The sequence below is a fragment of the Paraburkholderia sp. FT54 genome, assembly GCF_031585635.1.
GTDB lineage: Bacteria > Pseudomonadota > Gammaproteobacteria > Burkholderiales > Burkholderiaceae > Paraburkholderia.
On record NZ_CP134195.1, the window covers coordinates 2446481 to 2458292 of the forward strand.

Below are 11812 nucleotides of genomic sequence, written 5' to 3' on the forward strand. Positions count from 1 at the left end.
CGACGTGTCCGCTGGAAAGCGGGTACGCCTCCCGGGAAAACGCCGGGCCACCCCAAGTTTTCTCGCGCCCTTTGAGGCCTGCCGCGAAGCGACAGGTTGGGAGGCGCTCTATATAATGGCGCACGTTTCCAATAACCCGGTGCAGGCCCCGCGAACCACGCCGCCTGTACCCTGGCGGTGCAATGCATGCAAAAACTCATCCTGCCGTTCGTCGCCGGTTTTCTGGCTTCCCTGTTCTTCCACGAATCGACGCTGGCGCTGCTGCACGCAGCCGGGATGATCGACCCGACCGGTTTTTCGACCGCGCCGTTTTTACCGCTCGGGCTGCCTGAGTTCATCGCCAATGCGATCTGGAGCGCGTTCTGGGCCGTGCTGATGGCGTGGCTGCTGCGCGTCGCGCCGCATCGGCGTGCGCCGTGGGTGCCTGCCTTCGTGTTCGGCGGCGTCGTGTTGACGGCGGCGGGCGTGTTCGTCGTCGATCCGCTGCGCGGTATCTGGCCGAGCGGCAATATGCTGCCGCGCCTCGCGGTGGGATTCGCCGGAAATGCGATGTGGGGCTGGGGCGCGCTGGTGTTCATGCGCGCATTCATGGCGAACGAAGACGAGGAATGAGCGGCTCGGCGGCTCGGCGGCTCGGCGGCTCGGCGGCTCGGCGGCTCGGCGGCTCGGCGGCTCGGCGGCTCGGCGGCTCGGCGGCTCGGCGGCTCGGCGGCTCGGCGGCAAGTTAGTCGCAACGCTATGCCGCCGGCAAGGGCCGCATAGCATGCTGAAACGCCATTCCCTCTCGCCTTAACCTCGCAGATCGCGCAGCGGATGTTCGTTCGCCGGCCACGGGCTGTCGAACATCTTCTCGACCTCGGCGGCGTTGACGTCTTCAATGCGCGCAAAGCGCCAGCGCGGCGCGTTGTCTTTGTCGATGATGCGCGCGCGAATACCTTCGATCGTGTCGCCATGCTGAAAGCTCGAGCGCGTCAGATCGAGATCGCCACGCAGCACGTCCGCCATCGAACCCTCGGCGCGCGTCACCACTTCCAGCGACACCGCCATGGACAACGGCGAACGCTCGCGCAACACCGCGATCATCTGTTCAGCCCAATCGGCCGCTTCGCCATTGCCATCGCTGTGACGCTCGCGTTTGAGTGAATCGAGAATCCGCGCGACGTCCGGCAGCGCGAAGTGACGATCGATCAAAGCACGCGCGTTCGCCAGCGACGAGGCCTCGCGCCGCGGCACGACCCGATGCGCGAGCGTCTCGCGTTCGACGCACGCCACCACGTCCGCACCACGCTCGAACCGCTCGCCGCGCAAGGTATCGACCAGCGCGGGCAACGCCGCGTCGTCGATGTAGGTGTCGGCGAGACCCGCGTAGAGCGCGTCGGCCGCGCCGATCGTCGCGCCGGTCACCGCCAGATAGCGCCCGATCGCGCCGGGCGTGCGGGCCAGAAACCAGCCCGCGCCGACGTCGGGAAAGAGTCCGATGCGGGTCTCGGGCATCGCCATCTTCGTCGAACTGGTGACCACTCGCAGGCCGCCGGTACGGTGCGCGCCCTGCGAAATACCCATGCCCCCACCCATCACGATGCCGTTCAGCAACGCGATATACGGCTTCGGATAGGTGAAGATCGCGTGATTGAGCCGGTATTCCTCGATGAAAAACGTGTCGCGCGCAGCATGCTCGCCGCGTAGTGCCGACTCGTACAGGAAGCGGATGTCGCCGCCCGCGCAGAACGCGCGCGGGTGCTGGCTGCGCACCACGACGGCGAGCACATCGGGATCTGCGCGCCACTGGTCGAGCGCCGCGTGCATCGCGCGAATCATGCCGGTCGACAGCGCGTTGAGCGCCTTCGGCCTTTCCAGCTCGATGAAACCGATGCGGTTGGCTACGTAAGTCGCGACTTCGTCGCTGACGGCGGGCGAGGCGGAGATGGACATGGAGAGCTACGCGCCACGGCGCAAAGTGAGGTGGAATTGAACGTTATCACGCACTCGCGGCTTTGCGCCTGGGTGCGGGCCCGGTGATACGGCTTGCTGCTTTCGCCGATTTTTTGCTGGACGGCTGAGCGGCAGGTTCGTGGCCCGACTCCGCCGGCGACGCGGTGCCCGCGCCGGGGGATTTTTTCTCGCGCGTGCCGCCGGCGGTCGCGCTGCTCTGCGATTGCGTTGAATGTGATACGCCCAGCCAGGCGTCGAGCGCGAGGCCGACGACTGTGTCGAGCGGTGCGCTCGGAAACACGGGGCACGTGAGATTCAGCGCGACGATGCCGTGCAAGGTCGCCCAGAACGCCTCGGCCCACACTGCCACATCTGTGGACGCCGACAGATGCCCCGCCGCTTTGAGCTCCTCGAGCGCGGAAATCATGATGTGCAACGCGGCCGCGCCGGGGTCGTCCTCGGGTTCGACCGCGTCGCCGCTGGTCGCCTCCGACGCCGTGATGCCGGCCTCCTCGTGCGCCGCCTGATTTTTCGCCGCGCCGCCCAATGCCGCGCCGGTATAGCTCGGATCTTCCATGAAGATCAGCCGATACGTCTGCGGATGCGCAACGCCGAACGCCACATAGGCCCGCCCAAGCGCCTTAAGCCGCTCGGCCGGATCGGCGATGTCCGCGAGCGGCACGAACGTCTCCAGCAGTTGCGCGTAGCCTTCCGCGCACAAAGCCTGCGCGATCTCGTCGCGGCTCGCGAAGTGAAGATACAGCGTGGCCGGTGAATATTCGATGGCGTCGGCGATTTTGCGCATGGACAGTGCGGCAAAGCCTTCGCGCATCACGATGCGCCGCGCGGCATCGAGGATGCGTTCGCGCAGTGCCTGTTTCTGGCGGTTCTTTCGTTCAGCGATTCCCATGACGAACATTCTCGGGTTGACAAACTGAAAAGTCAAATTAAACTGAACAATGTTCACTGAACGGTGTTCATTAAATTTCCCAGCATCAGTCACTATTTGTGCGAGCGCGGTACGGCGCCGCTTCGAGGAGTCGTCATGCAAGCCACAGGCAAGGTGGGTTTATTCGGAGCCGCGGGCGCGGCCGGTCAAAGCATCGCGGCGGCGCTCAGCGCGGCGGGCCTTGACTATCGGGTGGTCGGCCGCTCGCGCCAGGCGCTCGAAGCCGCGTTTGGCCACGATCCGCACGCGCAGATCGTCACGTGGAATCCGGACGACCCGGCTTCGATCCGCGCGGCGGCGCAAGGTTTGCAGACGGTGATCTATCTGGTCGGCGTGCCCTACGACCAGTTCGCCGCGCATCCGCCGCTCATGGAGCGAACGCTTGCGGGTGTGACGGCGGCGGGCGTCGAGCGCTTCATTCTGGTCGGCACGGTGTATCCGTACGGCCGCACGCGCGGCAATCCGATCAACGAAAATCATCCGCGCGAGCCGCACACGTTCAAGGGCCGGATGCGGCTGGCGCAAGAGAATCTGGTGCTGGCGGCGCATGGGCAGGGCGGCCTCTCGGCCCTCGTGCTGCGCCTGCCCGACTTCTACGGTCCGGGTATCGAGCGCAGCCTGCTGAACGGTGTGTTCGAAGGCGCCGCGAACGGCAAGCGCGCGCAGGTGATCGGCCCCGTGGACGTGCCGCACGAATTCATCTATCTGCCCGATATTGGGCCGGTGGTCGAAAAACTCACGCGCACGCCCGAGGCGTATGGGCGCTGGTGGCACCTCGCCGGCGCGGGCACCATCACGCAGCGCGAAGTGGCGCGGCAGGCCTACGCGCTGGCGGGCCGCGAACCGAAGCTGATGGTGGCCGGCAAGACTCTGCTGCGGGTGCTCGGCCTGTTCAATCCGCTGATGCGGGAACTGGTGGAGATGAACTACCTGATGACCGATCCGGTCGTCCTCGACGATTCGGCGTTGACGAAACTGATCGGCCCGATCGCCAGGACGTCTTATGAGGATGGGATCCGGCATGCTTTCGATGCCGCGCGCAAGGTGGCATCGGCGAACGCCGGAGCAAACGGAACCGCCGCGAACGCGGCTTGAATGAGGACGCGAGGACCGTTGGGTGTGGCGAGCGGCGTTGGCGAGCTATGCTGTGCGCGGTTGTCCAGTCTTCCAGTCTTTCAGGCGGGCGCATGACGACCAGCCTTGGCCGCATTGCTCGCCCAGCCGCAATTTGCTCATCGACGTACCGCGTCTATCTATCGAATCCGGTGTCGATGCGATGGACCCCGCATGGCCGCATTCTCTTTCGGGCGAGCGCGATCAACCCGCCATGTTGCCCGGCGGAAAATGTCCGCTCTTGAGCAGCACGGGCGTGCCGTTACTGATCTGCAGGTGCTCGCGCGCCACGGCTTCGATGCGCGGACGTCCGGCGTCGAACGCGCGCATCCAGCCTTCGAGATCCTCGGAGTAGGCGCCGAAGTGATCTTCGAGCGCTTCGACCGAGATCGCGCACGGCACCGGCTGGCCGTCCACCAAAGCGGGAAAGACAACGGTCAGATTGGAGTCGCGGTAGGCAGGCGCGTCCGCGGGAAACCGAATTTCCATGGTCGCCTCATCAGAATGATCCGGCAGGAAACCGGCGCCGGCGAGAACCGGCCGGCCCCGGACAACGTCGCTATGGTACTCGCGCGGCCGGACCGCGGTCCAGCCTGCCGCGGCGCTTTCATCAGCGGTTTCGCCGATGCTCCCGGCGCCGCTTTTCTCCTCCTCACGCCGCGCCATCAAGCGCCTCCCAACAAGCGATCGACGTAATCGCGCGCCGCCTGCTCGACGAAGACGAGTGCCTCCTCTTCGCTGCTGAAGCGCTGCCCGTCGCCGAGTTCAAGCAAAGTTTCCATGCGGTGAGGATCGTCCGGGCCGTGCTCAGCGAGACTCACCGAGCCGACGTAAGTCCCGCTCGCGCCACCGGCGGCCGTGGCCGGTGAGTCGACCGCCGGCACGAGGCGAGCGGCGGCGCTGATGTAATAACCACGGTAGGGGCCGCTGACCCGTTCAGCCATATTCGTTCTCCTCGTTGCAATTCATGGGCGAACGCCGCGTGGCGCCGCATTCGATATGTCTGCCTGCTCGCTGACCTTCGTGTCGCCGGCTGCGTCCGCGCGGCCGGTGCAGCACCCGCGCCGGCGCGCGGCCAGCCAGTAGGTAAGGCGCCTCGCGAGCGGATTAGTTCTGTCGAGCCACGCAGCGATGCACCCGAAACGCACTTGTTCGGCCCGCGCCGGTCGAACTGGATCATCGGCACGGTCCGTGCTGCCGCCACGACGCCTTTTTCAGTTCAGCGAGCGCAATATGGGAAAATATTTTCTGCAAAACCACGAACTGCCCGAGCCGGATGCGGCTAACACATGGTTTGCGTACGCCGAAAGCCACGGGATCGACATTCCGAAAGCCATCAGCATCTGGGAAGACGCGGCCACCAGGGAAGGCGCGGAAAGCCGCCGGATGGTCAGCGCGGCGGGCATTACGATCGAAACGTCCTGAACGTCTTGCGATCCTCAACAGGCGCTCCCCGGTCTACGTGGCAAGCCCGAATATCAATCTGAAAGGAAACAACACGATGCATTTCATGACGCAACTGCGCCGCGCCGGCCGCTTCAACCGCCTCCGAACCAGCTCAGCACTTGCTCTCGTTCGCCGGACGTCGTTGTCGGCCGCCCTTCCCGCCGCCGTGCTGCTCGGCGCGGGCCTCGCCGGCTGCGCATCGTCGAATACCACGTCGCTGATCAATCTGCCGAACGGCCAGACCGGCTTCGCCGTGAATTGCAGCGGCGCCGACGCCGCTTCCAGCTGGGCTTCATGCTACGTGCAGGCCGGCAAGGCATGCGGCGCGACGGGCTACGACATCGTGTCGAAAGACAATGACGAAGGCGGCACGGCGGGCGGCAGCGTCACGAACGTCGTCTCGGCCAACGTGAAAAACCGTTCGATGATCGTACGCTGCAAATAGGCGTCCACGGCGCCTGCGTCCATGCGACGACTCAGTGCGCCTGCATCTTCGAAAATATGTTCAGTACGGCGACGCCCGCGATGATCAGGCCGAGCCCGATAATGGCCGGCACGTCGGGCACCTGCCCGTACAGCAGAACCGCAACCAGCGTGATCAGCACGATGCCGGCGCCGGACCATATCGCGTACACAATGCCGACCGGAATGCTCTTGAGCGTGAGTGACAGACAATAGAACGCCACGCCATAGCCGAGCACGACCACTGCGGAAGGCCACAGCCGCGAGAAACCCTCCGAAGCGCGCATCGCGGAGGTGGCGATCACCTCGGCCACGATGGCAATACCGAGCAAGGCATAAGGAGGCACCCGCATCGCCTCAAGCCTTTGCAAGCGCGAGCTTGCTGAAGTCGTGGCCGAGATGCGCGCACAGCGCTTCCACCACCAGCTCGTGATCGGCGCGCTGCGGCAGACCCGACACCGTGATCGAACCGATCACGCCCGCGCCCGCCACCGTCAACGGGAACGCGCCGCCATGCGACGCATATTCCGTGGCGAGCAAGCCGTGCTTGTCAGCGAGCGTGCCGCCGGCCTGCTGCATCTTCAGGCCAATCGCGTACGAACTGCGGCGGAAATGCGCGACCGTGTTGCTCTTGCGGCGCACCCAATCGACATTGTCCGGCGTCGCGCCGTCGAGCAGGCTGAAAAACAGCGGCTGACCGAAGGTGCGCACGTCGATCGCAACGGGAATGCCCCGCGCCTTGGCGACCTCGTGCAGATAAGCGCCGACTTGCCATGCGCGGTCGGCGTCGAATTGTGGGAACACCAGCGCGTGTTCCTGAGCGGCAATCATCTGCAGATCGTGAGCGATATCCATGGAGTTCAGAGCAAGGTAAGAGGTGAAGCGTGCGCCGTCGTGCATGCATGGCGGCGCCGCGAGAAGAACCTGAATTCTAGCGTAGCGCCTGACGCTGGCATTCCGGCATGCGGCGCGGGCAATGCATGCGGCGACCCGGAAGACAACCCACGTGGATGCATCGCCCGTGGATTGAAGCCGGTTCTTACATAGCTATTGCGTCGGTATCCGCTTTGTCCTATAATCTTTTCTTCGACGGACGCGGGGTGGAGCAGTCTGGCAGCTCGTCGGGCTCATAACCCGAAGGTCGTAGGTTCAAATCCTACCCCCGCAACCAATACCAGCAAGGCTTTGTGCGGCTTCCCGGATTTTCGCGAACAGCATTTTTCCCGCATGTGGGCAAAGTCGGCAAATTTTCGGCAACACCGTCGCACCATCAAACCCGCCTTCGAGCGGGTTTTTTGTTTTTCGGTCCGGAGGTACGGAAAGTTTCCGCGAGCGCTTTATAGGTCGTCGCTTTTCCTGGGCCCGCTGAGAAGATCGCGGTCACGTTTCGTGGAAAACATGGCGGACGACTTGTCGACCCTGGCCGCATACTTGCTCAGCACGAGAGCGACACCGTTGAGGTCCCCCCACACAATACGTTCGTTTTCGTATGTCGCTCCGTATCTGTTTTGGACTGTCGAGTGATCCGTCGAAGTTGGGGGATCGAACTTCTTGTGAAAAGCGTCCGCGACTGCGGCGTAGTGGTACGAATCCATTCTTATCGCGATGCGATCGAGTATCCCGTCGGCTCCTACAACTACATTGAAGCTTGCTGGAAAGCCGAGAATGGTCCCCTGCCCGTTACAAACCTGCTTCTGTTCTGCGCCGATGCCGCACGAAATGCCGAGCGCTGACTGAATCTGTTGTGTAGTTGCCGCTTGACCAACTACCAAGCCTTTAAATTCAAGAGTCGCGGATGTCGGTGCTCCCGCGTCGGCGAACGAACTAACGGGAAAGACAGCGGCACAAGTCAACAGGGCCGCAACCGCTATCCAAGAGGTACGCATAGTCGCCCCTCATGTCAGGTTTGGGATTCGCTATATTCAGAGGATAGTAACTCTGGCGAGTTGCGGCGAATATATCGTGACGGAGGCGAGACGAAAGGCGCGGGCAGGTGACAGCTCCTGCACGGATCGCGAAAGGCCATCCATGGATGGAGTGTCAGAGCATCCCGTTCGCGCGGGAGATAAAAAGCACCGCCCGCACGATCCAATTCAAAATCGCGAACCCGTCGACTAGCAGAGAAACGCCCAGGGGCGTTTGCACGGGCTTGGAGATGTGCCGCACCACCTGAAAGCGAAAGTTTTTGGCGGGGCCATCCGGCAGGTCTTTTTCGTTTTCTTTCCAAATATTTCACAGCGTGTTGTCCTCCTTTCCCGTTTCCCCACTCTGATTCCATCGGCGGTTCGCGACGGCAAATCGTCCCGCCCACGCCCACGCCCACGGCTCAAGCCTCGCGCGCAAGATACTCCGGATTCCGAACAAAATCGTTGCGCCTTTTGACAGCAGTCTTCGGCGTACTCTCCGCGCCGACTTCGGCCGCCGCACAATCCCGCGCGATGCTATTTGTGACCTGAGACAAATCGCGCCCCAGTGATAAACTCCTATCACCCTTTCTCGTCCCCTTCCTATGAAATTCTGTTCTGTCTGCGGCCAGGGCGTCAGCCTGAGCATTCCGCCTGGCGACAATCGCGAGCGCTTCGTATGCGGCAGTTGCGGCACGGTGCACTATCAGAATCCGCGCAACGTGGTCGGCACCGTCCCGGTCTGGGACGAGAAAGTGCTGCTGTGCCGTCGCGCGATCGAACCGCGCTACGGCTACTGGACGCTGCCCGCGGGCTTCATGGAAATGGGCGAGACGACCGCCGAAGCGGCGTCGCGCGAAACGCTGGAAGAAGCCGGCGCGCGCGTCGAAGTGCAAAACCTCTTCTCGCTGCTGAACGTGCCACACGTGCATCAGGTGCATCTGTTCTATATGGCGCGCCTGCTCGATCTCGACATTGCCGCCGGCGAAGAAAGCCTCGAAGTGAAGCTCTTCGAAGAACACGAAATCCCTTGGGACGAGATTGCCTTTCCCACGGTCGGCCAGACCCTGCGTTTCTTTTTCGCCGACCGCGCCGCCGGCAGCTTCGGCCTGCATACGGGCGACATCTTCCGCTCGCTGCGTGAAGGTTGAGCGGCGCGCATGGTTCCCTGGCTCGGACCCGACGATCCGTTTCCGCCCGTCGAGCGCGCCCTCGGCGCGACGAGTGGCGCGCCGGGCCTGCTCGCCGCGAGCGGCGATCTGATGCCGTCGCGCCTGATCGACGCCTATCGGCGCGGCATTTTCCCGTGGTATTCCGATGGCCAGCCGGTGTTGTGGTGGAGTCCCGACCCGCGCATGGTGCTGCGTCCCGCCGAATTCAAAGTGGCGCCGTCGCTGCGCAAGACGCTCAAGCGCGTGCTGCGCGAAGACGCGTGGGAAATCCGCGTCGATCATGATTTCGCCGCGGTGATGCGCGCCTGCGCGCAGGCGCCGCGACGCGGACAGCGCGGCACATGGATCACCGCGGATGTGGTCGAAGCGTACTCGTCGCTGCATCGCGTGGGCGACGCGCACAGCATCGAAACCTGGTTCGAAGGCAAGCGCGTGGGCGGTTTGTACGGCGTGTCGTTCGGCAAGATGTTCTTCGGCGAATCCATGTTCGCGGAGGTCACGGATGCGTCGAAAATGGCGCTGGCCGCGCTTGTCGGACACTTGCGCCGTCACGAAATAGAAATGATAGACTGCCAGCAGAACACGTCGCATCTGGCGTCGCTAGGCGGTCGCGAGATAGCGCGCAAGGCGTTCATCGCGCATGTTCGCGCGTCGGTCGAGGCGCCGCCGATTCCCTGGCGTTTCGACAAAACCGCGTTGCTCGAGGTCGTTGCGCCAGCGGCGTAGGAAGAATCAGGCCGAATCCGGATCCGCCGCCCACCGAGCCGCGGGTCACGAGCCGCGGGTCGTCCACCGCAAGGCGCCGGGTTTGCATTACCAGAGACGCTTCGAGAGCTGCCAACGTGACTCATCCCAACGAGCTGCCTCTTTCTCCGCTTTCGGCGCTGCAATTTTATGCAACGGCGCCCTATCCCTGCAGTTACCTCGATGGGCGCATCGCACGCTCGCAAGTTGCCACGCCGAGTCACCTGATCAACTCCGACGTCTACACCGACCTCGTCAAGGCCGGCTTCCGGCGCTCGGGCGTGTTCACGTACCGGCCGTATTGCGACGGCTGCCGCGCCTGTGTGCCGGTGCGCGTGCCGGTCGACCAGTTCGAGCCTAACCGCACCCAGCGCCGCATCTGGAAGAAACACGGCGAACTAGTCGCTACCGTCGCGCCGCTCCACTACGACGAAGAACACTACGCGCTCTACATGCGCTATCAATCGGCGCGGCATGCGGGCGGCGGCATGGATCGCGACAGCCGCGATCAATATGAACAGTTCCTGCTGCAAAGCCGGATCAACTCGCGGCTGGTCGAATTCCGCGAGCCGCGGCACGACCACCCGGATGCGCCCGGCATTCTGCGCATGATCAGCATGATCGATATCCTCGGTGACGGGCTCTCGTCGGTGTACACGTTTTTCGAACCGGGGCTGCCGAACACGAGCTTCGGCACCTACAACATCTACTGGCAGATCGAGCAGGCGCGCAGTCTCAAGCTGCCTTACGTGTACCTCGGCTACTGGATTCGCGAGAGTCCGAAGATGGCGTACAAGGCGAATTTCCGGCCGCTCGAGGGTTTGATCGACGGCGCCTGGCGCGTGCTGGATCCCAAGGGCGTGGACCTGCCGCCGGTCGATCTGGCGATTCACGGCAAGCGCCCGCCGTTCAAGCCGTAGCCTGGGCGGCCCGCGCGGGCCGCCGCCCGATCCCGTCAGTTGGTCTCATTAGAGCCTCAAAGCCGGTAAAATGGCGGGTTCCCATTTTTCGGCCGTCCGGCTTCGTCCCGTGTTCAGTTCCCTCTACCCGCTTGTACGCGCCCAACTCTTTCGCATGGACGCGGAAGACGCTCACCATCTCACCTTGCGCATGCTCGGCGCCGCCGGCCGCACCGGCTTGGCCGGCGCGCTCGCACCGCATGTGCCGGATGCGCCGCGCACCGTGATGGGGCTGACGTTCCGCAATCCGGTGGGACTCGCCGCGGGCCTCGACAAGGACGGCGCCTGCGTCGACGGCCTCGCCGCGCTCGGCTTCGGCTTCATCGAGGTGGGCACGGTCACGCCGCGCGCGCAGCCGGGCAACCCGCGCCCGCGCATGTTCCGTCTGCCGCAGGCGAACGCCGTGATCAACCGGATGGGCTTCAACAACGCGGGCGTCGACCAGTTCGTGAAGAACGTGCAGGCCGCGCGCTATCGCGGCATTCTCGGCCTGAACATCGGCAAGAACGCCGATACGCCGATCGAACGCGCCGCCGAAGACTACCTGTACTGTCTCGAACGCGTGTATCCGTTCGCCAGCTACGTGACGGTCAACATCTCGTCGCCGAATACGAAGAATCTGCGCCAGCTGCAAGGCGCGGGCGAACTCGACGCGCTGCTCGCGGCACTCAAGGAGAAGCAGCAGCGCCTCGCCGACCTGCACGGCAAGCTCGTGCCGCTCGCGTTGAAGATCGCGCCGGACCTCGACGACGAACAGATCAAGTCGATCGCCGACACGCTGTTGCGCCACCAGTTCGAAGGCGTAATCGCCACCAACACCACGCTCTCGCGCACGGCCGTCGCCGGCATGCAATACGGCGACGAGGCCGGCGGCCTGTCGGGCAAGCCGGTGTTCGACGCGTCCAATGAAGTGATCCGCAAGCTGCGCGCGGAAGTCGGCGAAGCGGTGCCGATCATCGGCGTCGGCGGGATTTTTTCCGGCGACGACGCGCGCGCGAAGATCGCGGCCGGCGCATCGCTGGTGCAGCTCTACACCGGGTTTATCTACCGCGGACCGGCGCTGGTCGCCGAATGCGCGCAAGCGCTGCGGTAAATCTAGTTCCGCTGAGCGCCGCGCCGGCCCCTCGGCTT

At 64.1% G+C, this 11812-nt stretch carries 15 protein-coding genes and 1 tRNA gene; 10 read left to right on the plus strand and 6 right to left on the minus strand.

The window, feature by feature from the left end; all coding sequences use genetic code 11:
• Positions 1 to 186 precede the first annotated feature (186 nt).
• Positions 187 to 612 (plus strand): hypothetical protein, encoded by a 426-nt coding sequence (locus RI103_RS11430; RefSeq protein ID WP_310812136.1) that lies wholly within the window; start codon positions 187 to 189, stop codon positions 610 to 612.
• Between the two features lie 177 nt (positions 613 to 789).
• On the opposite strand, the gene RI103_RS11435 is transcribed toward RI103_RS11430, so the two are convergent.
• Positions 790 to 1932 (minus strand): enoyl-CoA hydratase/isomerase family protein, encoded by a 1143-nt coding sequence (locus tag RI103_RS11435; RefSeq protein ID WP_310812137.1) that lies wholly within the window; start codon positions 1930 to 1932, stop codon positions 790 to 792.
• A gap of 46 nt (positions 1933 to 1978) precedes the next feature.
• Complete coding sequence (locus RI103_RS11440; RefSeq protein ID WP_310812138.1) at positions 1979 to 2842, minus strand: TetR/AcrR family transcriptional regulator; 864 nt, start codon at positions 2840 to 2842, stop codon at positions 1979 to 1981.
• Positions 2843 to 2977: 135 nt separating this feature from the next.
• Between RI103_RS11440 and RI103_RS11445 the strand changes: the two genes are divergently transcribed.
• On the plus strand, positions 2978 to 3976 hold the full coding sequence (locus RI103_RS11445; RefSeq protein ID WP_310812139.1) for an NAD-dependent epimerase/dehydratase family protein: 999 nt from the start codon (positions 2978 to 2980) through the stop codon (positions 3974 to 3976).
• A 222-nt stretch (positions 3977 to 4198) separates the two neighbouring features.
• On the opposite strand, the gene RI103_RS11450 is transcribed toward RI103_RS11445, so the two are convergent.
• Both RI103_RS11450 and RI103_RS11455 read right to left on the minus strand, forming a co-directional pair.
• Complete coding sequence (locus RI103_RS11450; protein ID WP_310812140.1) at positions 4199 to 4483, minus strand: DUF1488 domain-containing protein; 285 nt, start codon at positions 4481 to 4483, stop codon at positions 4199 to 4201.
• Between the two features lie 176 nt (positions 4484 to 4659).
• Complete coding sequence (locus RI103_RS11455; RefSeq protein WP_310812141.1) at positions 4660 to 4938, minus strand: hypothetical protein; 279 nt, start codon at positions 4936 to 4938, stop codon at positions 4660 to 4662.
• Between the two features lie 289 nt (positions 4939 to 5227).
• On the opposite strand from RI103_RS11455, the gene RI103_RS11460 reads away from it, so the two are divergent.
• Entirely contained in the window at positions 5228 to 5419 is a 192-nt protein-coding gene (locus RI103_RS11460) for a hypothetical protein (RefSeq protein WP_310812142.1), read from the plus strand.
• Between the two features lie 76 nt (positions 5420 to 5495).
• Positions 5496 to 5885, plus strand: coding sequence for a hypothetical protein (locus tag RI103_RS11465; RefSeq protein ID WP_310812143.1), 390 nt, complete (start codon positions 5496 to 5498; stop codon positions 5883 to 5885).
• Positions 5886 to 5916: 31 nt separating this feature from the next.
• On the opposite strand, the gene RI103_RS11470 is transcribed toward RI103_RS11465, so the two are convergent.
• Complete coding sequence (locus tag RI103_RS11470; RefSeq protein WP_409076984.1) at positions 5917 to 6249, minus strand: SMR family transporter; 333 nt, start codon at positions 6247 to 6249, stop codon at positions 5917 to 5919.
• Between the two features lie 10 nt (positions 6250 to 6259).
• Entirely contained in the window at positions 6260 to 6757 is a 498-nt protein-coding gene (locus RI103_RS11475; protein ID WP_310812145.1) for a heme-degrading domain-containing protein, read from the minus strand.
• 239 nt (positions 6758 to 6996) lie between these two features.
• Here RI103_RS11475 and RI103_RS11480 point away from each other — a divergent pair.
• The 6 genes from RI103_RS11480 to RI103_RS11505 all read left to right on the plus strand — a co-directional run bounded on the left by RI103_RS11480 (position 6997) and on the right by RI103_RS11505 (position 11774).
• Positions 6997 to 7073, plus strand: a tRNA-Met gene (locus RI103_RS11480).
• Positions 7074 to 7455: 382 nt separating this feature from the next.
• Complete coding sequence (locus tag RI103_RS11485) at positions 7456 to 7635, plus strand: hypothetical protein (RefSeq protein WP_310812146.1); 180 nt, start codon at positions 7456 to 7458, stop codon at positions 7633 to 7635.
• 776 nt (positions 7636 to 8411) lie between these two features.
• Complete coding sequence (locus RI103_RS11490) at positions 8412 to 8957, plus strand: NUDIX hydrolase (protein WP_132374874.1); 546 nt, start codon at positions 8412 to 8414, stop codon at positions 8955 to 8957.
• 9 nt (positions 8958 to 8966) lie between these two features.
• Positions 8967 to 9704 (plus strand): leucyl/phenylalanyl-tRNA--protein transferase, encoded by a 738-nt coding sequence (gene aat, locus RI103_RS11495; protein ID WP_310812147.1) that lies wholly within the window; start codon positions 8967 to 8969, stop codon positions 9702 to 9704.
• 116 nt (positions 9705 to 9820) lie between these two features.
• Entirely contained in the window at positions 9821 to 10642 is an 822-nt protein-coding gene (locus RI103_RS11500) for an arginyltransferase (protein ID WP_310812148.1), read from the plus strand.
• Between the two features lie 154 nt (positions 10643 to 10796).
• Positions 10797 to 11774, plus strand: coding sequence for a quinone-dependent dihydroorotate dehydrogenase (locus RI103_RS11505; RefSeq protein WP_310815222.1), 978 nt, complete (start codon positions 10797 to 10799; stop codon positions 11772 to 11774).
• Positions 11775 to 11812 lie beyond the last annotated feature (38 nt).